The 24,343-nt window shown below is 54.9% G+C and carries 25 protein-coding genes, 1 pseudogene and 1 other annotated feature; of the genes and pseudogenes, 19 read left to right on the top strand and 7 right to left on the bottom strand.

What is annotated here, in order from left to right; all coding sequences use genetic code 11:
- Nucleotides 1-4: 4 nt before the first annotated feature.
- A complete protein-coding gene (trpR, locus tag SK62_RS17755; protein WP_003856511.1) occupies nucleotides 5-334 on the top strand; it encodes a trp operon repressor in 330 nt (109 codons plus the stop codon).
- 27 nt (nucleotides 335-361) lie between these two features.
- On the opposite strand, the gene yjjX is transcribed toward trpR, so the two are convergent.
- Nucleotides 362-877, bottom strand: a complete 516-nt coding sequence (yjjX, locus tag SK62_RS17750; RefSeq protein WP_015572619.1) for an inosine/xanthosine triphosphatase — start codon at nucleotides 875-877, stop codon at nucleotides 362-364.
- Nucleotides 878-925: 48 nt separating this feature from the next.
- Here yjjX and gpmB point away from each other — a divergent pair, with 48 nt between their 5' ends.
- Nucleotides 926-1,573, top strand: coding sequence for a 2,3-diphosphoglycerate-dependent phosphoglycerate mutase GpmB (gene gpmB, locus SK62_RS17745; RefSeq protein WP_047052512.1), 648 nt, complete (start codon nucleotides 926-928; stop codon nucleotides 1,571-1,573).
- Here gpmB and robA read toward each other — a convergent pair.
- Nucleotides 1,570-2,439, bottom strand: coding sequence for an MDR efflux pump AcrAB transcriptional activator RobA (gene robA, locus SK62_RS17740; RefSeq protein WP_015572620.1), 870 nt, complete (start codon nucleotides 2,437-2,439; stop codon nucleotides 1,570-1,572). The genes gpmB and robA overlap by 4 nt on opposite strands.
- A gap of 214 nt (nucleotides 2,440-2,653) precedes the next feature.
- Here robA and creA point away from each other — a divergent pair, with 214 nt between their 5' ends.
- On the top strand, nucleotides 2,654-3,124 hold the full coding sequence (gene creA / locus SK62_RS17735; RefSeq protein WP_017383825.1) for a protein CreA: 471 nt from the start codon (nucleotides 2,654-2,656) through the stop codon (nucleotides 3,122-3,124).
- Between the two features lie 48 nt (nucleotides 3,125-3,172).
- Here creA and arcA read toward each other — a convergent pair whose 3' ends face one another.
- Complete coding sequence (arcA, locus tag SK62_RS17730) at nucleotides 3,173-3,889, bottom strand: two-component system response regulator ArcA (protein WP_047718386.1); 717 nt, start codon at nucleotides 3,887-3,889, stop codon at nucleotides 3,173-3,175.
- 95 nt (nucleotides 3,890-3,984) lie between these two features.
- Between arcA and yjjY the strand changes: the two genes are divergently transcribed.
- The 7 genes from yjjY to SK62_RS17705 all read left to right on the top strand — a co-directional run bounded on the left by yjjY (nucleotide 3,985) and on the right by SK62_RS17705 (nucleotide 10,791).
- Entirely contained in the window at nucleotides 3,985-4,125 is a 141-nt protein-coding gene (gene yjjY, locus SK62_RS22985) for a YjjY family protein (protein ID WP_001541509.1), read from the top strand.
- A gap of 399 nt (nucleotides 4,126-4,524) precedes the next feature.
- Nucleotides 4,525-5,211, top strand: a complete 687-nt coding sequence (locus tag SK62_RS17725) for a tRNA/rRNA methyltransferase (RefSeq protein ID WP_023295898.1) — start codon at nucleotides 4,525-4,527, stop codon at nucleotides 5,209-5,211.
- Nucleotides 5,212-5,422: 211 nt separating this feature from the next.
- Nucleotides 5,423-5,491, top strand: a complete 69-nt coding sequence (gene thrL / locus SK62_RS22495; protein ID WP_015572623.1) for a thr operon leader peptide — start codon at nucleotides 5,423-5,425, stop codon at nucleotides 5,489-5,491.
- Nucleotides 5,430-5,547 (top strand) — a sequence feature (Thr leader region). It overlaps the preceding gene by 62 nt.
- Nucleotides 5,548-5,571: 24 nt before the next feature.
- The gene (thrA, locus tag SK62_RS17720) at nucleotides 5,572-8,034 is read left to right on the top strand and encodes a bifunctional aspartate kinase/homoserine dehydrogenase I (protein WP_023295899.1); all 2,463 of its coding nucleotides are present in this window, start codon (nucleotides 5,572-5,574) and stop codon (nucleotides 8,032-8,034) included.
- Between the two features lies 1 nt (nucleotide 8,035).
- A complete protein-coding gene (gene thrB, locus SK62_RS17715; RefSeq protein WP_022650380.1) occupies nucleotides 8,036-8,965 on the top strand; it encodes a homoserine kinase in 930 nt (309 codons plus the stop codon).
- Between the two features lie 3 nt (nucleotides 8,966-8,968).
- The gene (gene thrC, locus SK62_RS17710) at nucleotides 8,969-10,255 is read left to right on the top strand and encodes a threonine synthase (RefSeq protein WP_047718387.1); all 1,287 of its coding nucleotides are present in this window, start codon (nucleotides 8,969-8,971) and stop codon (nucleotides 10,253-10,255) included.
- Between the two features lie 248 nt (nucleotides 10,256-10,503).
- Nucleotides 10,504-10,791 (top strand): DUF2502 domain-containing protein, encoded by a 288-nt coding sequence (locus SK62_RS17705; RefSeq protein ID WP_015572627.1) that lies wholly within the window; start codon nucleotides 10,504-10,506, stop codon nucleotides 10,789-10,791.
- Between the two features lie 32 nt (nucleotides 10,792-10,823).
- Here SK62_RS17705 and yaaA read toward each other — a convergent pair whose 3' ends face one another.
- Together yaaA and SK62_RS17695 are read right to left on the bottom strand one after the other, a co-directional pair.
- The gene (gene yaaA / locus SK62_RS17700) at nucleotides 10,824-11,597 is read right to left on the bottom strand and encodes a peroxide stress protein YaaA (RefSeq protein ID WP_047718389.1); all 774 of its coding nucleotides are present in this window, start codon (nucleotides 11,595-11,597) and stop codon (nucleotides 10,824-10,826) included.
- Between the two features lie 66 nt (nucleotides 11,598-11,663).
- Nucleotides 11,664-13,097 (bottom strand): alanine/glycine:cation symporter family protein, encoded by a 1,434-nt coding sequence (locus SK62_RS17695; RefSeq protein ID WP_023303057.1) that lies wholly within the window; start codon nucleotides 13,095-13,097, stop codon nucleotides 11,664-11,666.
- A gap of 262 nt (nucleotides 13,098-13,359) precedes the next feature.
- On the opposite strand from SK62_RS17695, the gene tal reads away from it, so the two are divergent.
- The 3 genes from tal (at nucleotide 13,360) to SK62_RS17680 (ending at nucleotide 16,456) form a co-directional block, all read left to right on the top strand.
- The gene (gene tal / locus SK62_RS17690) at nucleotides 13,360-14,313 is read left to right on the top strand and encodes a transaldolase (RefSeq protein WP_039271762.1); all 954 of its coding nucleotides are present in this window, start codon (nucleotides 13,360-13,362) and stop codon (nucleotides 14,311-14,313) included.
- 110 nt (nucleotides 14,314-14,423) lie between these two features.
- A complete protein-coding gene (gene mog, locus SK62_RS17685; RefSeq protein ID WP_039271759.1) occupies nucleotides 14,424-15,011 on the top strand; it encodes a molybdopterin adenylyltransferase in 588 nt (195 codons plus the stop codon).
- Nucleotides 15,012-15,133: 122 nt separating this feature from the next.
- On the top strand, nucleotides 15,134-16,456 hold the full coding sequence (locus SK62_RS17680; RefSeq protein WP_033486730.1) for an MFS transporter: 1,323 nt from the start codon (nucleotides 15,134-15,136) through the stop codon (nucleotides 16,454-16,456).
- Here the strand turns inward: SK62_RS17680 and satP are convergent.
- Complete coding sequence (gene satP, locus SK62_RS17675; protein WP_039271756.1) at nucleotides 16,433-16,999, bottom strand: acetate uptake transporter; 567 nt, start codon at nucleotides 16,997-16,999, stop codon at nucleotides 16,433-16,435. The genes SK62_RS17680 and satP overlap by 24 nt on opposite strands.
- A gap of 296 nt (nucleotides 17,000-17,295) precedes the next feature.
- On the opposite strand from satP, the gene dnaK reads away from it, so the two are divergent.
- From dnaK to nhaR, 4 genes are all read left to right on the top strand, one after another.
- Nucleotides 17,296-19,209: a molecular chaperone DnaK gene (gene dnaK, locus SK62_RS17665; RefSeq protein ID WP_006810169.1), complete on the top strand. Its 1,914-nt coding sequence runs from the start codon at nucleotides 17,296-17,298 to the stop codon at nucleotides 19,207-19,209.
- An 87-nt stretch (nucleotides 19,210-19,296) separates the two neighbouring features.
- Nucleotides 19,297-20,442 (top strand): molecular chaperone DnaJ, encoded by a 1,146-nt coding sequence (gene dnaJ / locus SK62_RS17660; protein ID WP_014830600.1) that lies wholly within the window; start codon nucleotides 19,297-19,299, stop codon nucleotides 20,440-20,442.
- Between the two features lie 172 nt (nucleotides 20,443-20,614).
- Nucleotides 20,615-21,790, top strand: a complete 1,176-nt coding sequence (gene nhaA / locus SK62_RS17655; protein WP_017383817.1) for a Na+/H+ antiporter NhaA — start codon at nucleotides 20,615-20,617, stop codon at nucleotides 21,788-21,790.
- A 59-nt stretch (nucleotides 21,791-21,849) separates the two neighbouring features.
- Complete coding sequence (nhaR, locus tag SK62_RS17650) at nucleotides 21,850-22,749, top strand: transcriptional activator NhaR (protein WP_003856462.1); 900 nt, start codon at nucleotides 21,850-21,852, stop codon at nucleotides 22,747-22,749.
- Between the two features lie 58 nt (nucleotides 22,750-22,807).
- Here the strand turns inward: nhaR and rpsT are convergent, their stop codons facing one another.
- The gene (rpsT, locus tag SK62_RS17645) at nucleotides 22,808-23,071 is read right to left on the bottom strand and encodes a 30S ribosomal protein S20 (RefSeq protein WP_003856458.1); all 264 of its coding nucleotides are present in this window, start codon (nucleotides 23,069-23,071) and stop codon (nucleotides 22,808-22,810) included.
- 115 nt (nucleotides 23,072-23,186) lie between these two features.
- Here rpsT and SK62_RS23220 point away from each other — a divergent pair.
- Together SK62_RS23220 and ribF are read left to right on the top strand one after the other, a co-directional pair.
- Nucleotides 23,187-23,392: pseudogene (locus SK62_RS23220) on the top strand (DUF2575 domain-containing protein); the annotation flags it as partial.
- 7 nt (nucleotides 23,393-23,399) lie between these two features.
- Entirely contained in the window at nucleotides 23,400-24,326 is a 927-nt protein-coding gene (ribF, locus tag SK62_RS17640; RefSeq protein ID WP_003856456.1) for a bifunctional riboflavin kinase/FAD synthetase, read from the top strand.
- Nucleotides 24,327-24,343 lie beyond the last annotated feature (17 nt).

Here is a 24,343-nt window from a genome sequence, read left to right as displayed (position 1 = left end):
TAACATGACCCAGCATTCCCCGTATTCCTCGGCCATGGCCGAACAGCGTCATCAGGAGTGGCTTCGTTTTGTGGAGTTGCTCCGCCAGTCTTATGACAAAGATCTGCATTTACCGTTGCTACAGCTGATGCTGACGCCCGATGAACGTGAAGCGCTGGGCACGCGGGTACGCATTATTGAGGAACTGCTGCGCGGCGAAATGAGCCAGCGCGAGCTGAAAAACGAGCTGGGCGCGGGTATCGCGACCATCACCCGGGGTTCAAACAGCCTGAAGTCGGCGCCGGTTGAACTGCGCCAGTGGCTGGAAGCGGTATTGCTGAAAAACGCCGGATGACGGCTTCGCCTTATCCGGCCTACAAACTTAACGATAAATCGCGTTATGGAACGGACTTAACGCCAGGATAACGGCCTGGTGGTAAACGCCTGAACGCGTAAGCTTGCCACCCGTAAAGACGCCAATCGCCCCCTCTTTACGACCAATCTCATCAATGCCGGTGTAGTGCGACATTACCGGCCCCAGCGCCTCACCCGCACGGACTTTCTCCAGTATGACCTCCGGCAGCGGCAGCGTGGCAGAACGCGCTTCGCCGCGCTGCTCACGGCTTTCAATGACAACCCAGCTGAAGGTCGCCCCTTCGTCGATACCTGCTTCAATCGCGACCCAGAAGTCAGCGTCTGGCGCGGCGGCTTTTGCATTCGCCACGCGATTTCGTGCGCCAGCGCGTGTTTCCTCGCTGCCAAACGGCTGTTCCGGCACACCGCTCTCGACGCCGACGGCATCAATATGGCAGGATCCTTCGCCGAAGATCTCTTCAAATGCCCTTAGAATTGCCTGAATTTTGGCAGGATTGGTGGTAGCAGAGACAACATGGTGCATAATTAAGCTCGATTTAAAAAATTCATCGCAGTATAACGGAAAAAAAGCATGTTACAGGTATACCTTGTTCGCCACGGTGAAACGCAGTGGAACGCCGAGCGACGTATTCAAGGCCAGTCAGACAGTCCTCTCACCGACAAAGGTGTGCAGCAAGCGTGGCAGGTGGCGGAGCGCGCCAGAACGCTGGGTATCACTCACGTCATCTCCAGTGATTTAGGCCGCACGCAGCAGACGGCACGCATCATCGCCGATGCCTGTGGCTGCGACGTGATCCTCGAACCGCGCCTGCGCGAGCTGGATATGGGCGTGCTGGAAAAACGTCCTATCGATACGCTGACGGAAACCGAAGAAGGCTGGCGCCGCACGCTGGTGAACGGCACTGAAGATGGTCGCATCCCTGAAGGGGAATCCATGCAGGAGCTGAGCGTGCGCATGCATGCCGCGCTGGCCGAGTGCCTGAAACTCCCGGCAGGTAGCCGACCGCTGCTGGTAAGCCACGGTATCGCGCTGGGTTGCCTGGTGAGCACCATTCTGGGACTGCCGGCTTACGCAGAACGCCGTTTGCGGCTGCGCAACTGTTCCATTTCCCGTATCGACTATCAGGAAAGTGCCTGGCTGGCATCGGGGTGGGTAGTTGAGATGGCAGGGGACATTTCGCATCTTGATGCCCCTGCTCTGGACGAATTGCAGCGTTAACGACGTACCGGAATCAGGAATTCCATACGCAGATTGATAGGGCCTTCTTCCGGTTTAGCATCTTGCGCCGGATAGTAGCGCTCAATGTCCTGACCTTTACGGCGATTCAGATTCAGCATCGGCATGCAGGTCCCGTAAACGGTCAGGATGAACTCCTGAACGCCCGTTCCTAAACCTTCGTATGAGAACATCACATACTCGCCGCCTTCCAGCACGACAGGCTTCGAGCCATGAATGTAACCGTTCGCCATGTCAGGCGTCAGCGCCGTGGTATAGAACACCTCCTGCTCGTCGTCTTTTTCCTGGCTGGGATGCGTTTCGTTCAGGCCATACAGAATCGGCGGGAGCGCCGGAGCATGGCTTAAAAATTCGCGCCAGAACTGAACGCGCATCTGATGGCGGAACTCGGAGATCTGCTCCAGGGAACAGGAGTAGCTCTGCGTGGTGCCGACCAGGTGCGTTTCCGGCAGGGTGATGATTTCATATTTTGGCATCGCAAACTCGCCCAGACGCAGCGGCGGACGCATACCAAAGGAGCTCCAGTCCGGCGAGCGGCGATAAAGTGCTGGCGTTAACGAGAACTGTTTTTTAAAGGCACGGGTGAAGGTTTGCTGTGAATCGAAGCGATATTGCAGGGCAATATCCAGGATTGGTCGCGCGGTCAGGCGCAACGCGACAGCAGACTTTGATAAACGACGTGCGCGAATATAGGCACCGATAGCATGACCGGTGACATCCTTGAACATCCTTTGCAGATGCCACTTGGAATAGCCTGCTTTTGCCGCCACATTATCCAGTGACAAAGGCTGGTCGAGATGACCTTCCAGCCAGGTGAGCAGGTCGCGAATAATTCCAGCCTGATCCATATACTATCCTCATCCTTAAAACTGCCGCAGGTGCCTGTTTACAGGTTAGCGGATAATAGCATTTTTTGACGTTTTAGCATTCAGTGTTTTTTTTGCGCATAAATGCTTTTTGTAGTGATTTATGTGCGGATATATTCTAATCCTGTGATCTTGCTACATTTTTATCTAACCTGTTGAATAATCGCTCAGCGTAATTTTTATGAATGGTAACAATATGAAATACAAGGTTTTAGTCTTTGCAGCACTGGCGCTGATGGCAGGGCGCGTGGCACAGGCGGAGCAAATTGGCTCCGTGGATACTGTGTTTAAAATGTTTGGGCCGGACCACAAAATTGTGGTGGAAGCCTTTGACGATCCGGACGTTAAAAACGTCACCTGCTATGTCAGCCGGGCAAAGACCGGCGGGATTAAAGGCGGCCTGGGGCTGGCTGAAGACACGTCTGACGCGGCCATCTCCTGCCAGCAGGTTGGCCCGGTGGAATTGAGTGACAAAATCAAAAACGGCAAAGCGCAGGGCGACGTCGTATTCCAGAAACGGACCTCGCTGGTGTTCAAAAAGCTACAGGTGGTCCGTTTTTATGACGCGAAGCGTAACACCCTGGCTTATCTGGCTTATTCCGACAAAGTCGTGGACGGCTCACCGAAAAACGCGATAAGCGCGGTACCGATTATGCCGTGGCATTGATAAAAAAAACGGCGCAAATGCGCCGTTTTTTACTGCGTGACGGGAGAATTACTCCTGGAGGTCACCGCAGAAACGATAGCCTTCACCATGGATCGTGGCGATGATTTCCGGCGTATCCGGCGTAGATTCGAAATGTTTACGAATACGACGGATGGTTACGTCAACGGTACGATCGTGTGGCTTCAACTCACGACCGGTCATTTTCTTCAGCAGTTCTGAACGGGACTGAATCTTGCCCGGGTTTTCGCAGAAGTGCAGCATCGCGCGGAATTCACTGCGCGGCAGTTTGTACTGCTCACCGTTCGGGCTAATCAGCGAACGGCTATTGATATCAAGTTCCCAGCCGTTGAATTTGTAGCTGTCGACGCTACGACGCTCTTCACTTACCGTACCCAGATTCATGGTGCGGGACAGCAGGTTGCGTGCACGAATGGTTAACTCGCGAGGGTTGAACGGCTTGGTGATGTAGTCATCCGCGCCGATTTCCAGACCAAGAATTTTATCAACCTCGTTGTCACGGCCCGTCAGGAACATCAACGCGACGTTCGCCTGTTCACGCAGTTCGCGCGCCAGAAGAAGCCCGTTTTTGCCCGGCAGGTTGATATCCATAATCACCAGGTTGATATCATTTTCAGAAAGGATCTGATGCATCTCTGCGCCATCGGTCGCTTCAAAGACATCGTAGCCTTCTGCTTCGAAAATGCTCTTTAACGTGTTGCGTGTTACCAACTCGTCTTCAACGATAAGAATGTGCGGGGTCTGCATGTTTGCTACCTAAATTGCCAACTAAATCGAAACAGGAAGTACAAAAGTCCCTGACCTGCCTGATGCATGTCGCAAATTAACATGATCGGCTTAACGTGACTAAAGTACGTAATTGCGTTCTTGATGCACTTTCCATCAACGTCAACAACATCATTAGCTTGGTCGTGGGTACTTTCCCTTTGGACCCGACAGTGTCAAAAACGGCTGTCATCCTAACCATTTTAACAGCAACATAACAGGCTAAGTGACACCGGACACCCAATAAAACTACGCTTCGTTGACATATATCAAGTTCAATTGTAGCACGTTAACAGTTTGATGAAATCATCGTAGCTGAATGCTAGCCTTTGTCACAATTTTTCAATAAACCAACTAGTTGCGGACATTGATTGATAAACGGTACGAATCCAATCAGAAAAGAGTATTCATATGGTCATTATCATTACAAAACATAAGGATAATGGACTTCTGTTAACATTCTAACTGATTGTTCAGCCACAAAATAGTTTAGCTTTTTTTAATTGTTATGAAACGCTATTTCGGTGATTTGTGTTGCAAAATTGTAAATTCGTGCTGCGTAATATGTTGAACTGAATCACATTTTTACCTGCTAACTGATTAAAAAGAGAGCGTAAATGCATCTGTCGATTGTGCTGGTGGCACCAGCAAGAGCTGAAAATATTGGCGCTGCGGCGCGTGCCATGAAGACTATGGGTTTTACCGATTTGCGTATTGTGGACAGCACGGCGCATCTGGAGCCTGCTGCACGCTGGGTGGCGCACGGTTCGGGTGATATTCTCGATAATATAACCACTTACGCTACGCTCGCCGACGCACTCCACGATATTTCGTTTACCGTCGCGACGACCGCGCGCAGCCGGGCGAAGTTTCACTATTACGCCACGCCTGCTGAACTGGTGCCGATGCTGGAAGAGAAAAGCCAGTGGCTGGAGAAAGCCGCGCTGGTGTTTGGGCGAGAAGATTCCGGGCTGACTAACGAAGAGCTGGAGCTGGCTGACGTGCTGACGGGCGCGCCGATGGTGGCGGATTATCCGTCACTCAATCTGGGGCAGGCGGTGATGGTCTATTGCTATCAATTAGCATCCTTAATACAAATTTCTCAGCCACCGGTGACAGTTTCGGATGAAAACCAGCTGGCGGCACTGCGTGTTCGTGCAAATAACCTTCTTGAGCAGTTGGGCGTCGCTGACGATCAGAAAATGGTGGACTGGTTACAGCAGCGCCTGGGGCGTCTTGAGCAGCGCGATACGGCAATGCTGCACCGATTGCTTCATGATATTGAAAAAAAATTAGCCGAGTAAAATAGTGTCATAGTTTTTTATTATGGCCGATCCTGCTGATGTCTGGGGTTGCATCTGGGTTATTCCGATGAAAATAAATCTGCCCGCAGCGGGACGTGAGAATGTCCCGAATTGTGATCGAATTAAAAATTCATTGACTTAAGGGGCTCGATCCTTTAACCCTAAAAGAATAGAGCACAGACAGATAATAATGACAGAGTACACAACATCCATGAAACGCATCAGCATCACCACCATTACTACAACCATCATCATTACCACAGGTAACGATGCGGGCTGACGCGTACAGGAAAAACAGAAAAAAGCCCGCACCTGAACAGTGCGGGCTTTTTTTTCGGCTAAAGGAAATGAGGTAGAACCATGCGAGTGTTGAAGTTCGGCGGTACGTCAGTGGCAAATGCAGAACGTTTTCTGCGTGTTGCCGATATCCTGGAAAGCAACGCCAGGCAGGGGCAGGTTGCCACCGTGCTCTCTGCCCCGGCCAAAATCACGAACCACCTGGTGGCGATGATTGAAAAAACCATCGGTGGTCAGGATGCACTACCGAACATCAGCGACGCCGAGCGTATCTTTGCCGATCTGCTTCAGGGGCTGGCCGACGCCCAGCCTGGTTTCCCGCTGGCGCAGCTGAAAAGCACCGTTGAACTTGAATTTGCCCAGATTAAACACGTTCTTCACGGTATCAGCCTGCTTGGTCAGTGTCCGGACAGCATCAACGCGGCGCTGATTTGCCGGGGTGAAAAACTCTCTATCGCCATCATGGCAGGCGTGCTGGAAGCGCGCGGTCACCACGTGACGGTCATCGATCCGGTTGAAAAACTGCTGGCTGTGGGCCACTACCTTGAATCCACCGTCGACATTGCCGAGTCGACACGCCGTATTGCGGCGAGCAAAATCCCGTCTGACCATATGATCCTGATGGCAGGTTTTACCGCCGGTAACGAGAAGGGCGAACTGGTGGTGCTGGGGCGTAACGGCTCTGACTACTCCGCCGCCGTGCTGGCGGCCTGTTTACGCGCAGACTGTTGTGAGATCTGGACTGACGTCGACGGCGTTTATACCTGCGATCCGCGCCAGGTACCGGACGCCAGGCTGCTGAAGTCGATGTCGTACCAGGAAGCGATGGAGCTTTCCTACTTCGGCGCTAAAGTTCTTCACCCGCGTACCATCTCCCCGATTGCCCAGTTCCAAATCCCTTGCCTGATTAAGAATACCGGTAACCCTCAGGCGCCGGGCACGCTGATTGGCGCCAGCGCGGATGAAGATGACCTGCCGGTGAAAGGCATTTCTAACCTCAATAACATGGCGATGTTCAGCGTCTCCGGCCCGGGGATGAAGGGCATGGTCGGCATGGCGGCACGCGTCTTTGCCGCTATGTCCCGCAACGGGATCTCCGTGGTGCTGATCACGCAGTCTTCTTCCGAATACAGCATCAGCTTCTGCGTTCCGCAGGGTGATTGCCTGCGTGCCCGTCGCGCGCTGGAAGAAGAGTTCTATCTGGAGCTGAAAGAAGAGCTGCTGGAGCCGCTCTCGATTCAGGAGCGTCTGGCGATTATCTCTGTGGTCGGCGACGGCATGCGCACCCTGCGCGGTATCTCCGCCAAATTCTTTGCCGCGCTGGCGCGGGCTAATATCAATATCGTGGCGATTGCCCAGGGCTCATCAGAGCGTTCCATTTCCGTTGTCGTGGATAACGATGACGCCACTACCGGCGTGCGCGTGGTGCATCAGATGCTGTTCAACACCGACCAGGTGATTGAGCTGTTCCTGGTGGGCGTCGGTGGTGTCGGTGGCGCGCTGCTGGAGCAGGTGAAGCGCCAGCAGGAGTGGCTTAAGAAGAAACATATCGATTTGCGCGTTTGCGGCATTGCGAACTCGAAAGCGTTGCTGACTAACGTCCACGGTCTGAATCTGGAAAACTGGCAGGCGGAGCTGGAAGAGGCGAAAGAGCCATTTAACCTAGGCCGCCTGATCCGCCTGGTGAAAGAATATCACCTGCTTAACCCGGTGATTGTTGACTGTACCTCCAGCCAGGCGGTGGCCGATCAGTACGCCGACTTCCTGCGCGAAGGGTTCCACGTGGTGACGCCAAACAAAAAGGCCAACACCTCGTCGATGGATTACTATCATCAGCTGCGGCTGGCGGCGAGTAAGTCGCGCCGTAAGTTTCTGTATGACACCAACGTGGGCGCGGGCCTGCCGGTCATCGAGAACCTGCAAAACCTGCTGAACGCGGGCGACGAACTACAGCGTTTCTCCGGCATCCTCTCCGGCTCCCTGTCGTTTATCTTCGGCAAGCTGGACGAAGGGATGAGCTTGTCGGAAGCCACCCGCGCCGCGCGCGAGCTGGGCTACACCGAGCCGGATCCGCGCGACGACCTCTCCGGCATGGACGTGGCGCGTAAGCTGCTGATCCTGGCCCGCGAAACTGGCCGCGAGCTGGAGCTTTCGGATATCGTGATTGAGCCGGTGCTGCCAGCAGAATTTGATGACAGCGGTGACGTCAGCGCCTTTATGGCCAGGTTGCCGCAGCTTGACGACGCCTTTGCCGCACGCGTTGCGAAAGCCCGTGATGAAGGTAAGGTATTGCGCTATGTTGGCAACATTGAAGAAGACGGCGTCTGCCGGGTGAAGATTGCCGAAGTGGATGGCAACGATCCGCTGTACAAGGTGAAAAACGGCGAGAACGCCCTGGCGTTCTACAGCCATTATTATCAGCCACTGCCGCTGGTGCTTCGCGGCTATGGCGCAGGGAATGATGTGACGGCGGCAGGCGTGTTTGCCGATCTGCTGCGTACCCTGTCATGGAAGTTAGGAGTTTAAGATGGTTAAAGTATATGCCCCGGCTTCCAGCGCCAATATGAGCGTCGGATTTGACGTGCTGGGCGCGGCGGTCACGCCGGTGGACGGTTCGCTGCTGGGCGATACGGTTACGGTTGAGGCGGCAGAGCGCTTCAGCCTGAATAACATAGGCCGCTTCGCCAGTAAGCTGCCGTCTGAACCGCGCGAGAATATCGTTTATCAGTGCTGGGAACGCTTCTGTCAGGAGATCGGCAAAAACGTGCCGGTCGCCATGACGCTGGAAAAGAGCATGCCGATTGGTTCGGGGCTGGGCTCGAGCGCCTGCTCGGTGGTCGCCGCGCTGGTGGCGATGAATGAGCATTGCGGCAAGCCGCTGAACAACAGCCGTCTGCTGGCGCTGATGGGCGAGCTGGAAGGGCGCATCTCCGGCAGCATTCATTATGATAACGTGGCGCCGTGCTTCCTTGGCGGCATGCAGCTGATGATTGAAGAAAATGGCATCATCAGCCAGCAGGTGCCAGGGTTTGATGAGTGGCTGTGGGTGCTGGCCTATCCGGGCATTAAAGTGTCTACCGCCGAAGCGCGTGCGATCCTGCCGGCGCAGTATCGTCGTCAGGACTGTATCGCCCACGGGCGTCATCTGGCGGGCTTTATTCACGCCTGCTACACCCGTCAGCCGCAGCTGGCGGCGAAACTGATGAAAGACGTCATTGCCGAGCCGTATCGCACGAAGCTGCTGCCGGGCTTTAACGAAGCGCGACAGGCATCCATGGATATCGGCGCACAGGCGTGCGGCATCTCCGGCTCCGGCCCGACGCTGTTCGCCTTATGCGACAAGCCAGACACCGCGCAGCGCGTGGCGGACTGGCTCTCTAAACACTACCTGCAAAATCAGGAAGGCTTTGTTCATATTTGCCGTCTGGACACGGCTGGCGCACGAGTACTGGGATAACGAATGAAACTCTACAACCTTAAAGATCATAACGAGCAGGTCAGCTTCGCGCAGGCGGTAACGCAGGGGCTTGGCAAAAATCAGGGGCTGTTCTTCCCCCACGACCTGCCGGAATTTCAGCTGACCGAAATCGATGAGCTGCTGAAGCAGGACTTTGTCACCCGCAGCACCAAAATTCTGTCTGCCTTTATCGGCGACGAAATCCCGCAGGAGCTGCTCGAAGAGCGCGTGCGTGCGGCGTTTGCTTTCCCGGCGCCGGTGAAGCAGGTGGAGCCTGACGTTGGTTGTCTGGAGCTGTTCCACGGCCCGACGCTGGCGTTCAAAGATTTCGGCGGTCGCTTTATGGCGCAGATGCTGACCCACATTAGCGGCGACAAACCGGTGACCATTCTTACCGCGACTTCAGGCGATACCGGAGCGGCGGTGGCCCATGCGTTCTACGGCCTGAAAAACGTCCGCGTGGTGATCCTCTATCCGAAAGGCAAAATCAGCCCGCTTCAGGAAAAACTGTTCTGCACCCTTGGGGGCAACATTGAAACCGTGGCGATCGACGGCGATTTCGATGCCTGTCAGGCGCTGGTGAAGCAGGCCTTCGATGACGAAGAGCTGAAGGCGGCGCTGGGGCTGAACTCTGCCAACTCCATCAACATCAGCCGTCTGCTGGCGCAGATCTGCTACTACTTCGAAGCGGTGGCGCAGCTGCCGCAGGAGGCGCGCAATCAACTGGTGGTTTCCGTGCCAAGTGGGAACTTCGGCGACCTGACGGCAGGCCTGCTGGCGAAATCACTCGGCCTGCCGGTGAAGCGCTTTATCGCCGCCACCAACGCCAACGACACCGTGCCGCGTTTCCTGAAGGACGGAAAATGGGCGCCGAACGCGACTCAGGCCACGCTCTCCAATGCGATGGATGTGTCACAGCCTAACAACTGGCCGCGTGTGGAAGAGCTGTTCCGCCGTAAGGTCTGGCGTCTGGGCGATCTGGGTTACGCAGCGGTGACGGACGAAACCACTAAAGCCACCATGCGCGAGCTGAAAGCGGTGGGCTATACCTCTGAGCCGCACGCGGCGATTGCCTATCGTGCCCTGCGCGATCAGCTTCAACCAGGTGAGTATGGCCTGTTCCTCGGCACCGCCCATCCGGCCAAGTTCAAAGAGAGCGTGGAAGCGATCCTGGGGGAAACGCTGCCGCTGCCAAAAGAGCTGGCCGAGCGCGCCGACCTGCCGCTGCTGTCTCATGAGCTGCCCGCAGACTTTGCCGCGCTGCGTAAGCTGATGATGGCCCGAGCGTGATTGTGCTGCCCGGTGGCGGCTTCGCCTTACCGGGCCTACAACGGCGAACTCATCGTAGGCCGGGTAAGCGCAGCGCCACCCGGCTTTTTTGTGAAGAAATTAAGGAGAAAAACAGCAGGAAAAAAGCAGAAATTCCCAATAAATGCGGTCACTTAGCGTTTAGGATTGCAGAGAATAACATCCCCCGTTCCCATCACGTACTCTCCTTACATCGGCCCACGTTGGGCAAGAAGAATAAGGAGTCACCTATGTCTACACTGAAACCTGCACTTATCGCGCTTTCACTGATGCTGGTCGCTCCCATGGCGGTGCAGGCAGCTGAGATCACCCTGGTGCCAGCGGTAAAACTGCAAATTGGCGATCGGGATAATAACGGGCACTACTGGGATGGCGGCCGCTGGCGCGACCATGACTGGTGGAAAGCGCACTATGACTGGCGCGATAACCACTGGCGTCCGCACGATGAACATCGCGATCGTGACGATCACCACCGTCATGACGATCGTCGCCCGGGCCCGGACCGGAAGCACCATTAACACAAACCCCGCCAGCTGGCGGGGTTGTCTTTTTATTGCTCGTGACGCTTAAACACCAGCTCGTTTTTTCCTGACGATGCCTCGTCGAAGAAATACCCTTCACTGTTAAAGCCGGTGAGCTGCTCTGGCTTCGTCAGACGGTTTTGAATGATGAAGCGGCTCATCAGACCGCGCGCTTTTTTGGCGTAGAAGCTGATCACTTTAAATTTGCCGTTTTTCTCGTCGAGGAATACCGGCTTGATAATGTCCGCATCCAGCTTCTTCGGCTTCACCGATTTGAAGTACTCATCGGAGGCCAGGTTGATCACCACGTTGTCCCCCTGGGCTTGCAGCGCCGCGTTAAGCTTGTCGGTAATGACATCGCCCCAGAACTGGTACAGATCTTTACCTTTAGCGTTTTCCAGGCGGATACCCATCTCCAGACGATACGGTTGCATCAGATCCAGCGGTCGCAGCACCCCGTACACGCCGGATAACATGCGCAGATGCAGCTGGGCAAAATCGAAATCGGCTTCGCTAAACGTTTCTGCTTGCAGGCCAGTGTAGACGTCACCTTTGAAGGCCAACAGCGCCTGGCGGGCGTTGGCGGGCGTGAAGTCAGGCTGCCACTCATGAAAACGGGTGGCATTCAGGTCGGCGAGTTTATCGCTGATGCTCATCAGCGAAGCGATTTGCGGAGCCGAAAGCTTACGCGCCTCGTGGATCAGCTGTTGCGAGTAGTCCAGCAATTCCGGCTGGGTATAACGCTCAGTGGCGAGCGGGCTCTGGTAGTCGAGCGTTTTGGCAGGTGAAATCAGAATCAGCATATCCAGTCCTTGCAGGAAATTTAGAGCGACTTTAACAAAAAATCGCCCTGAATTGATCGATAGCTGTTATTGCCGCGGCAAATCATCCCAGGTGCCAGGGGCAATTTGTGACTCGATTTCGGGATAGCGTGAGGCGTCAAAGACGGGCTGTACGCCGAGCTTGCGCTGACGCAGATAATCGCGCGCGATCAGCGCCACAACCGGTGAAAGCAGCAAAATGGCCGTCAGGTTCGTGATGGCCATCAGCGCCATAATGACGTCCGCTATTTGCCAGATCATCGGCATGCTGAGCAGGCAACCTACAAACACCATCGCCAGCACGCCCGCGCGAAGGATGTTGCGGGCCAGACGCGAGTCAACTTTCAGGAAGATAAGGTTGTTTTCGGCATAGATATAGTTCACCGCAATGGAACTAAAGGCAAAAAGTCCCACGACAAGTGCGACAAGGCCCGCGCCCCAGCTGCCGACGAGGGAGACCAGCGCCTGTTGTACCCAATGAATGCCTGCCGTACTACCGGACGGTTGTTCAGCGGCACCGGCCAGCAGCATTATCATCGCGCTGGCGGAGCAGATAACAATGGTGTCTGTGAAGACGCCAATCATCTGTACAATGCCCTGCGCGGCGGGATGTGGGGGCCAGGATGCGGCCGCTGCGGCGGCATTCGGCGTGGAGCCCATTCCCGCTTCGTTGGAGAACATACCCCGCTGAAAACCCGCAGTGAGTGCCTGGCTAAGGGTGTAACCCAGCGCGCCGGAAGCCGCTTCGCGCCAGCCGAACGCGCTTTGGAAAATGGTGACGATGACGTTCGGCACCTCATCGATATGTATCGCGCATACCATCAGGCTGGTGGACACCCACAGCAGCGCCATCAGCGGAACCAGCCACTGCATCAGGCGGGCAACCCCTTTGAGCCCGGTCACAATGGTCAGCAGGGTGAGAAGGGCAAGCGCGCCGCCTGTCAGCCACTCCGGACAATTGAAGGCAAAGCGCAGCGCGTGGGCGACGGAATTTGCCTGAACGGTATTGAAAATAAGGCCATAGGCAATCAGCAAAAAGATCGAGAACAGAACGCCCATCCAGCGCATTCCCAGCCCGCGAGCCATATACCAGGCGGGACCGCCGCGAAACTGACCTTTGCCGTCTTTTTCTTTGTAGAGTTGCGCAAGCGAGCATTCAGCAAAGGAGGTGGCCATACCGATAATCGCCGTCACCCACATCCAGAATACCGCGCCCGGACCGCCCGCGCCGATCGCCAGCGCGACACCGGCCAGGTTACCGCTGCCGACGCGCGCGGCCAGGCTGGTACAGAGCGCCTGAAACGAGGTCAGGCCGCCCGGCTGTGGGGTGACGCTGTTTTTCAGACTTCTGCCAAATTTGCGGATATAGCGAAACTGAATCAGACCGCTGCGCCACGTAAACCAGATACCTGCTCCTGAAAGCAGGTATATCATGATCGAACCCCAGAGGACTTCGTTGATAAAGAAAAAGAAATCAGGCACTAACGTCCCTCTTGTTGATGCCAAAGTGAATATGTAAGCGCTACCACTGATTGTGCATGCTGTTACTTAGCAGCCTGTTAATATTCTGAGTTTATCATACTCTGCCTAAGCGCACTGTCTGCGGTTGCGCTGCCTCTCACTCGTGTTATCATCAGGGCAGACCGGTTACATCCCCCTAACAAGTAAACCTGTCATTTTTCCGCTGCTGGCAAGCTGTCGGTAGTGTGAATTATCCAGGGCACGTTAAAAGAGAAACACTATCATGACGGATAAATTGACCTCCCTTCGTCAGTTCACCACTGTCGTCGCTGACACCGGAGATATCGCGGCAATGAAGCTGTACCAGCCGCAGGATGCCACAACCAACCCTTCTCTGATCCTTAACGCCGCGCAGATCCCTGAGTATCGCAAACTGATCGACGAGGCGGTGACCTGGGCAAAAGCACAGAGCAATGACCGCGCGCAGCAGGTTGTGGATGCTACTGACAAACTGGCAGTGAACATCGGTCTGGAAATCCTGAAGCTCGTTCCTGGCCGTATCTCTACCGAAGTTGATGCTCGCCTGTCCTACGACACCGAAGCGTCTATCGCAAAAGCAAAACGCCTGATCAAACTGTACAACAATGCGGGCATCAGCAATGACCGTATCCTGATCAAACTGGCGTCTACCTGGCAGGGCATCCGCGCTGCTGAGCAGCTGGAAAAAGAAGGCATCAACTGTAACCTGACTCTGCTGTTCTCCTTCGCGCAGGCGCGTGCATGTGCCGAAGCTGGCGTATACCTGATTTCTCCGTTCGTGGGCCGTATTCTGGACTGGTACAAAGCCAACACCGACAAGAAAGAGTACGCGGCGTCTGAAGATCCTGGCGTGATTTCAGTGACTGAAATCTACGAATACTACAAACAGCACGGCTATGAGACCGTTGTTATGGGCGCAAGCTTCCGTAACGTCGGCGAAATCATCGAGCTGGCTGGCTGTGACCGCCTGACCATCGCTCCTGCGCTGCTGAAAGAGCTGGCAGAAAGCGAAGGTGCTATCGAGCGTAAACTGTCCTACACCGGCGAAGTGAAAGCACGCCCTGAGCGCATCACCGAGTCCGAGTTCCTGTGGCAGCACAACCAGGATCCAATGGCCGTAGATAAACTGGCGGACGGTATCCGTAAGTTTGCTATCGACCAGGAAAAACTGGAAAAAATGATCGGCGACCTGCTGTAATCATTCTGCGTGACCGGGTTCCCGGTCACGCGTCTTTCCCCCGCCTCTGTCTGAATTTTCTCTCTGCGTGTATCATTCCCTTTAATCAGTACTTTTTGAATGGAATGGATATGAATACCTTACGCATCGGCTTAGTGTCGATTTCTGACCGCGCCTCCAGCGGTGTTTATCAGGATAAAGGCATCCCTGCTCTGGAAGCGTGGCTGGGCAGCGCGCTCACTACCCCGTTTGAGATCCAGACTCGCCTGATCCCGGACGAGCAGCCGATCATCGAGCAAACCCTGTGTGAACTGGTGGATGAGATGAGCTGCCACCTGGTGCTGACGACGGGCGGAACCGGCCCCGCGCGCCGCGATGTAACGCCGGACGCGACGCTGGCTATCGCCGATCGTGAAATGCCGGGCTTCGGTGAGCAGATGCGCCAGATCAGTCTACACTTTGTCCCGACGGCCATTCTTTCCCGTCAGGTCGGGGTGATCCGCAAACAGGCGCTGATCCTGAACCTGCCGGGGCAGCCGAAGTCGATAAAAGAAACGCTTGAAGGGGTAAAAGCCGAGGACGGCAGCGTTATCGTCCACGGTATCTTTGCAAGTGTACCGTATTGTATACAACTGCTTAACGGTCCGTATGTGGAAACTGACGGCAATGTGGTAGCAGCATTTCGCCCTAAAAGCGCTCGCCGCGAAACAATCTCCTGAAATTCTTTAAAATGTAACATTAGCGCCAGCCGCTGTAGCGTGTAAATGGATTTACGATATAGTAATTTTTTCTTTACGATTACTGTAAAAAATAATCCACAACACATGCACAATGGTTCGCTATGTCACATAACACCCGACCTCTGAATCGACAGGACTACAAAACCCTCACGCTCGCTGCTCTGGGCGGAGCGCTGGAGTTTTACGACTTCATCATCTTTGTCTTCTTCGCCGCCGTTGTGGGGGCGCTGTTTTTCCCGGCGGATATTCCGGAATGGCTGCGTCAGGTACAAACCTTCGGCATTTTCGCTGCCGGCTATCTGGCGCGCCCGCTGGGCGGCATTGTCATGGCGCACTTTGGCGATCTGGTTGGGCGCAAGAAGATGTTTACCCTCAGCATCCTGCTTATGGCCGTGCCGACGCTGGCGATTGGGCTTTTGCCTACCTATGAGTCGATGGGCATTATCGCCCCGTTATTGCTGCTGCTGATGCGTATTCTCCAGGGCGCGGCCATCGGCGGGGAAGTGCCGGGCGCCTGGGTGTTTGTCGCTGAGCACGTCCCGGTGCGCCGCATCGGCATTGCGTGCGGAACGCTGACCGCAGGGCTGACGATCGGGATCCTGCTTGGCTCCGTGGTTGCAACCATCATCAATACCAGCATGACGCAACAGGCCGTTCACGACTGGGGCTGGCGTATACCGTTCCTGCTGGGCGGGGCGTTTGGGCTGGTGGCAATGTACCTGCGACGCTGGTTGCAGGAGACGCCAATATTTCTGGAAATGCAGCAGCGGAAGGCGCTGGCGCAAGAACTGCCGGTGAAAACCGTAGTAGTGCGGCATAAAAAAGCGGTAGTGGTGTCGATGCTTCTGACCTGGCTGCTGTCTGCGGGGATCGTGGTGGTCATTTTGATGTCGCCGGTCTGGCTGCAAAAACAGTACGGTTTTGCGCCTGCCGTGACGTTACAGGCGAACAGTATCGCGACAATTATGCTCTGCTTTGGTTGTCTGGCCGCCGGGCTGGCGGCGGATCGTTTCGGCGCAAGCGCGACCTTTATTGTCGGCAGTTTGCTTCTGGCCGCGTCGAGCTGGGCATTTTATCATCTTGCGGGCACCCATCCTGAACAGCTGTTCCTGCTATACGGTGTCGTCGGGCTGTGCGTGGGCGTCGTTGGCGCCGTACCGTACGTAATGGTCCGCGCCTTCCCGCCGGAGGTACGCTTCACTGGGATCTCTTTCTCTTATAATGTCTCGTATGCCATTTTCGGTGGGCTGACCCCGATTGTGGTGACGGTGTTGATGGGGGTGTCACCCCTTGCACCTGCGTGGTACGTGCTGGCGTTATCGCTGATGGGACTGGTTTTGGGGGGGTGGCTTCGCCAGTCAGAGGGACGTCGTGCCCGCGACGCGGGCACGACAGAGGGATCAGTGTTTTTCACCAATCGGTAGAATGGTGCGGTCGAACTGCTCGTTCAGCACTTCACCCATGGCCAGGTAGATTGCGCTTGCGCCGCAAACCAGACCTACCCAGCCGGCAACGTGAACGATGCCTTCGTTATCCGCCAGGTGACCGATGGCCAGCAGAGCGAACAGTACGGTCAGGCTCAGGAAGACGAATTGCAGTGCGCGGTTCGCCTTAAGGGTACCGAAGAACATGAACAGGGTGAACACGCCCCACAGTCCCAGGTACACGCCCAGGAAATGGGCGTTTGCCGCCTCTGCCAGGCCCATTTTAGGCATCAGCAGAACCGCGACCAGAGTCAGCCAGAAGGAACCGTAAGAGGTAAAGGCGGTTAAGCCGAAGGTGTTGCCTTTCTTATATTCCAGCAGGCCCGCAAAGATCTGTGCGATACCGCCGTAAAAAATGCCCATCGCCAGGATAATGCCGTCCATCGGGAACATCCCGATATTGTGCAGGTTCAGCAGAATGGTGGTCATGCCAAAACCCATCAGGCCCAGCGGAGCCGGATTAGCCAACTTAGTGTTGCCCATAAGTCCTCAAAAAAATCAGCATTAATATGGTGAAATGGTTAAACCCGCGCCAGTTCTACCTGACGGGGCGCGGCATCATAATGGGCGGCATCGACGCCGTCTATGATCTCACCGGGGTGAAATTAAAAAATTTTTTATCCTTCCCCCTTGATGGATGCCGTTGTGACCCCATCTTGTAAGCAACCGCAGTGTGTGGACCTGAAAAAAATCAAATCTGGGCAGTTGAAAAAGCACGTTCTGCCCTTATTACAGGTACACAACCACATGTTGACTGATTTTTTAGTGGAGACGTTTAGATGGGTAAAATTATTGGTATCGACCTGGGTACTACCAACTCTTGTGTAGCGATTATGGATGGCACTACTGCACGTGTGCTGGAGAACGCCGAGGGCGATCGCACCACGCCTTCTATCATTGCTTATACCCAGGATGGTGAAACTCTGGTTGGTCAGCCGGCTAAACGTCAGGCCGTGACAAACCCGCAAAACACCCTGTTTGCGATCAAACGCCTGATTGGCCGCCGCTTCCAGGACGAAGAAGTTCAGCGTGACGTTTCCATCATGCCTTACAAAATCATCGCAGCCGATAACGGCGATGCATGGCTTGATGTGAAAGGCACCAAAACGGCACCTCCGCAGATCTCTGCTGAAGTGCTGAAGAAAATGAAGAAAACCGCGGAAGATTACCTGGGTGAACCGGTAACTGAAGCTGTTATCACCGTACCTGCTTACTTCAACGATGCTCAGCGTCAGGCAACCAAAGATGCTGGCCGTATCGCAGGTCTGGAAGTAAAACGTATCATCAACGAACCAACCGCAGCAGCACTGGCTTACGGTCTGGATAAAGAAGTTGGCAACCGTACTATCGCGGTTTACGACCTGGGTGGTGGTACCTTCGATATCTCTATTATCGAAATCGACGACGTTGACGGCGAAAAAACCTTCGAAGTTCTGGCAACCAATGGTGATACCCACCTGGGTGGTGAAGACTTCGATACCCGTCTGATCAACTACCTCGTTGACGAGTTCAAGAAAGATCAGGGCATTGACCTGCGTAACGACCCGCTGGCCATGCAGCGACTGAAAGAAGCCGCTGAGAAAGCGAAGATCGAGCTGTCTTCCGCTCAGCAGACCGACGTGAACCTGCCGTACATCACCGCAGACGCGACCGGTCCAAAACACATGAACATCAAAGTGACCCGTGCGAAACTGGAAAGCCTGGTAGAAGACCTGGTGAACCGTTCTATCGAGCCACTGAAAGTTGCATTGCAGGACGCTGGCCTGTCCGTGTCTGACATTCAGGACGTTATCCTGGTAGGTGGTCAGACTCGTATGCCAATGGTTCAGAAGAAAGTTGCTGAATTCTTTGGTAAAGAGCCACGTAAAGACGTGAACCCGGACGAAGCGGTTGCTATCGGTGCTGCGGTACAGGGTGGTGTACTGACCGGTGAAGTGAAAGACGTACTGCTGCTGGACGTTACCCCGCTGTCTCTGGGTATCGAAACCATGGGTGGCGTGATGACTCCGCTCATCAACAAGAACACCACTATCCCGACGAAACACAGCCAGGTGTTCTCTACCGCTGAAGACAACCAGTCTGCGGTAACCATCCATGTGATTCAGGGTGAGCGTAAGCGTGCGGCGGATAACAAATCTCTGGGTCAGTTCAACCTGGACGGTATTAACCCGGCACCACGCGGCATGCCACAGATCGAAGTCACCTTCGACATCGATGCTGACGGTATCCTGCACGTGTCTGCGAAAGACAAAAACAGCGGTAAAGAGCAGAAGATCACCATCAAGGCATCTTCTGGCCTGAACGAAGCGGAAATCGAAAAAATGGTTCGTGATGCCGAAGCTAACGCGGAATCCGACCGTAAGTTCGAAGAGCTGGTTCAGACCCGTAACCAGGGTGACCATCTGCTGCACAGCACCCGTAAGCAGGTTGAAGAAGCGGGCGATAAACTGCCAGCGGAAGACAAAACTGCGATCGAAACTGCACTGAGCGCGCTGGAAACGTCTCTGAAAGGCGAAGACAAAGCGGACATCGAAGCGAAGATGCAGGAGCTGGCACAGGTTTCTCAGAAGCTGATGGAAATCGCTCAGCAGCAGCACGCACAGCAGCAGGCGGGCGCTGATGCTTCCCAGAACAACGCGAAAGACGACGATGTTGTCGACGCTGAGTTCGAAGAAGTGAAAGACAAAAAATAATCGCCCTGATGCAGGGTAAGTAATCGGCACGGGCGTAGGAGAATTCTCCACGCCCGTGCTCGCATGTTAAGGGGCTTAAAAAAACCAATGGCAAAGCAAGACTATTACGAGATTTTAGGCGTTCCGAAAACTGCGGAAGAGCGTGAAATCAAAAAGGCGTATAAGCGCCTGGCCATGAAATTCCACCCTGACCGTAATCAGGGTGACAAAGAGGCTGAAGCCAAATTTAAAGAGATTAAAGAAGCCTACGAAGTCCTGACCGATGCACAAAAACGTGCGGCCTATGATCAGTACGGTCACGCGGCCTTTGAACAGGGCGGCATGGGCGGCGGTGGATTTGGTGGCGGCGGCTTCGGCGGCGGCGCTGATTTCAGCGATATCTTTGGTGATGTATTTGGCGATATCTTCGGCGGCGGACGTGGTCGTCAGCGCGCGGCGCGCGGCGCAGACCTGCGCTACAACATGGAGCTGACGCTTGAAGAAGCGGTTCGCGGCGTCACCAAAGAGATCCGTATTCCGACGCTGGAAGAGTGTGACGTTTGCCACGGCAGCGGCGCGAAAGCGGGGACTCAGCCACAGACCTGCCCAACCTGTCACGGTTCCGGTCAGGTGCAGATGCGCCAGGGCTTCTTCGCGGTGCAGCAGGCCTGTCCGCACTGTCATGGTCGCGGTACGCTGATTAAAGATCCGTGCACCAAATGCCACGGTCACGGTCGCGTGGAGAAAACCAAAACGCTGTCCGTTAAGATCCCGGCAGGCGTGGATACGGGCGACCGCATCCGTCTGGCAGGTGAGGGTGAAGCCGGCGAGCACGGCGCACCGGCAGGCGATCTGTACGTCCAGGTTCAGGTGAAGCAGCACGCCATCTTCGAGCGTGAAGGTAACAACCTGTACTGTGAAGTGCCGATCAACTTTGCGATGGCGGCGCTGGGTGGCGAAATCGAAGTGCCGACGCTGGACGGTCGCGTTAACCTGAAAATCCCTGGCGAAACCCAGACCGGGAAGCTGTTCCGCATGCGCGGCAAAGGCGTTAAATCCGTTCGCGGTGGCGCGCAGGGTGACCTTTTATGCCGCGTGGTCGTGGAAACGCCGGTCGGCCTGAACGATAAGCAGAAACAGCTGCTGAAAGAGCTTCAGGAAAGCTTTGGCGGCCCGACGGGTGAGAAAAACAGTCCGCGCTCCAAAAGCTTCTTCGATGGCGTCAAAAAATTCTTCGACGATTTAACCCGCTAACCCGCTAGCTGGTTACTATCCTTTAAAGCCCGGAAGCAATTCCGGGCTTTTTGTTTATAGCGTTATTCCTCGGTTAAACTGAATATATACCCAATATTAATCTGTTTTTACCGATCTGTTTGCGCTGATATTATGGTTTTACCGAGGTATTGTTGTAACAGAGAGTTTAAACGTGAAATTACTACACCGTTTCTTTAGCAGTGAGGCATCCGGCGGCGTCATCCTGATTATTGCTGCTGCGGCCGCTATGCTGCTCGCCAATATGGGCATGACGCGCGATCTCTATCACGCATTTCTGGAAACGCCCGTCGAGCTGAAAGTCGGGGCGCTGGAAATTAACAAGAACATGCTGCTGTGGATCAACGATGCGCTGATGGCGGTGTTCTTCCTGCTGGTGGGTCTGGAGGTTAAACGTGAGCTGGTGATCGGTTCGCTTGCCAGCCGTCAGCGCGCGGCGTTTCCGGTGATCGCGGCGATTGGCGGGATGATCGTTCCGGCGTTGCTCTTTCTCGCGTTTGCGTGGCAGGATCCGGTTGCGCGTGACGGCTGGGCGATCCCGGCTGCAACGGATATCGCGTTTGCGCTCGGGGTCTTAGCCTTGCTCGGTAGCCGCGTCCCGGTAGCACTGAAAATTTTCCTGATGGCGCTGGCGATTATCGATGACCTGGGCGCTATCGTGATTATCGCGCTGTTCTACACCAGCGATCTGTCGGTTCTGTCGCTGAGCGTGGCGGCCGTGGCTATTGTGGTGCTGGCCTTGCTGAACGTCTTCAACGTCCGACGTACGGGTATTTATATTCTGGTGGGCATGGTGCTGTGGACGGCGGTGCTGAAGTCTGGCGTGCATGCCACGCTGGCGGGCGTCATCGTTGGCTTCTTTATTCCACTGAAGGAGCAGGACGGCAAATCGCCTGCCAGACAGCTGGAGCATGTGCTTCATCCGTGGGTGGGCTTTATGATCCTGCCGCTGTTTGCGTTTGCCAACGCGGGTGTTTCCCTGGCCGGGGTAACCCTGGACGGACTCACCTCCGTGCTGCCGCTGGGTATCATCGCCGGTCTGTTTATCGGTAAGCCGCTGGGTATCAGCCTGTTCTGCTGGCTGGCGCTGAAGCTGAAGCTGGCGTCATTGCCAAACGGGACCACCTTTAGCCAGATTATGGCCGTCGGCGTGCTGTGCGGTATTGGATTCACCATGTCGATCTTTATCTCGACGCTGGCGTTTGGCGCAAACGCGCCTGAGCTTATCGTCTGGGCAAAACTCGGCATTCTCATCGGGTCATTACTGGCCGCAGTCATTGGTTATACCTTGTTGAAGGTGAAATTGTCCGGACAGGCTGTCCAAGCATAACGGAAAACCGGGAGGAGGGGGCTCCTTCTCCCGATACACACTCAGGGAGAGAACACGCGATGTCTCATTTGAATTACAACCATCTTTATTACTTCTGGCACGTTTATAAACAGGGCTCGGTCGTGGGGGCGGCAGAAGCGCTTTACCTGACGCCACAAACCATTACCGGGCAAATCAAAGCCCTGGAAGAGCGGTTACAGGGCAAGTTGTTCAAGCGCAAGGGCCGTGGGATTGAGCCCAGTGAGTTGGGCGAGCTGGTGTTCCGCTATGCGGATAAAATGTTCACCCTGAGCCAGGAGATGCTGGATATCGTCAACTACCGCAAAGAGTCTAACCTGCTTTTTGACGTGGGGGTGGCGGATGCGCTGTCCAAACGGCTGGTGAGTGGCGTGCTGGATGCGGCGGTGGTGGAAGATGAACAGATCCATTTACGCTGCTTTGAGTCCACTCACGAGATGCTGCTGGAACAGCTGAGCCAGCATAAGCTGGATATGATTATTTCGGATTGCCCTATCGATTCCACGCAGCAGGAAGGCTTGTTCTCGGTGAAAATTGGCGAATGCGGCGTCAGTTTCTGGTGCATCAATCCGCCACCGGAAAAACCGTTTCCTGCCTGCCTGGAAGAGCGCCGCTTGCTGGTGCCGGGTCGGAGGTCCATGCTCGGACGGAAGCTGCTGAACTGGTTTAACTCGCAGGGGCTGAACGTAGAAATTCTCGGTGAGTTCGACGATGCGGCGCTGATGAAAGCCTTTGGCGAAGCGCATAACGCTATCTTCGTTGCTCCAACGCTGTACGCGCACGATCTCTATTCAGACGACAAAATAACCGAGATCGGCAGGGTGGATAACGTGATGGAAGAGTATCACGCCATATTCGCCGAAAGGATGATTCAGCATCCGGCTGTGCAGCGAATCTGCAATCGCGACTATTCGGCGCTTTTTACGCCGCCGGCAATCTGAAGACATAAAAAAACCCGCGTTAAGCGGGTTCTTTCAAACAAGCAACAACAAGTGGCGATTAAGCCAGTTTGTTGATCTGCGCGGTCAGGTTTGCTTTATGACGCGCTGCTTTGTTTTTGTGGATCAGACCTTTAGCAGCCTGACGATCCACGATTGGTTGCATTTCGTTAAATGCGTTCTGCGCTGCAGCTTTGTCGCCAGCTTCGATAGCTGCGTATACTTTCTTGATGAAAGTACGCATCATAGAGCGACGGCTTGCATTGTGCTTACGAGCCTTTTCAGACTGAACGGCACGTTTCTTAGCTGATTTGATATTAGCCAAGGTCCAACTCCCAAATATGATCTATGTGGACAATTCAAAGGCCGAGGAATATGCCCTCTATACCTTCTTTTGTCAATGGATTTGTGCAAATAAGCGCCGTTAATGTGGCGACGCTACGTTACGTAGTGATGGCGCAGGATTCTACCAGCTTGTCGTTCGTGAATACAGCTTTTCGGCGTAAAAATCGCAGTTCGCGGACAGATTTTTTTGCTGTGAAAGGTCAGCGTGATGAAATCATACGGCTTTCTGTTTAGCGTGAACAATCGCCGGTTAACCTTAACCGCTGTACAAGGTATACTTTGGCGATTTTCACTGTTTTGAGCCAGTCATGAAGCTGATACGCGGCATACATAATCTCAGTCAAGCCCCGCACGGGTGCGTGCTGACCATTGGTAATTTTGACGGCGTGCATCGTGGGCATCAGGCGCTGTTGCAGGGATTGCGTAAAGAAGGCGAGGCGCGAGGCTTGCCCGTCGTGGTGATGATTTTCGAGCCTCAGCCGCTGGAGCTGTTTGCAGGCGAGAAATCCCCCGCGCGGCTGACGCGTCTGCGTGAGAAGTTACGCTACCTGGCGGAGTCAGGGGTGGACTACGTCCTGTGCGTAAGGTTCGACCGTCGTTTTGCCGCGCTGACCGCACAAAATTTTGTCAGCGACCTGTTGGTCAGGCAGCTTGGCGTGCAGTTTCTCGCCGTGGGCGATGATTTCCGCTTTGGCGCTGGTCGTCAGGGCGATTTCTTGTTATTACAGAAGGCTGGCCTGGAGTACGGGTTTGACGTCACCAGCACGATGACCTTCTGTGAGGGCGGCGTGCGCGTAAGCAGCACGGCGGTACGTCAGGCGCTGGCGAATGATGAACTGGACACGGCAGAAACGCTGCTGGGTCACCCGTTCACAATTTCAGGTCGCGTGGTCCATGGCGATGCGCTGGGCCGCACGATAGGTTTCCCGACGGCGAATATACCGCTGCGTCGTCAGGTCTCCCCGGTTAAAGGGGTCTATGCGGTGGAAGTGGCAGGACTGGGCGAGAAGCCTTTCTACGGCGTCGCCAACATTGGCACACGTCCAACGGTTGCCGGTGTGCGTCAACAGTTAGAAGTACACCTGCTGGACGTTGTAATGGACCTCTACGGTCGCCATATAGATGTGATACTGCGTAAAAAAATACGCAATGAACAGCGATTCGCTTCGCTGGATGAACTTAAGGCGCAAATCGCGCGAGATGAATTAACGGCCCGCGAGTTTTTTGGGCTTTAGAACCGGCTTAACTGCCT

The organism is Enterobacter sp. BIDMC109 (assembly GCF_001037885.1).
Classification (GTDB): domain Bacteria; phylum Pseudomonadota; class Gammaproteobacteria; order Enterobacterales; family Enterobacteriaceae; genus Enterobacter; species Enterobacter hormaechei_C.
Note: the sequence above shows the minus strand (reverse complement) of the source record. Positions and strands in the feature narration are given on the sequence as shown.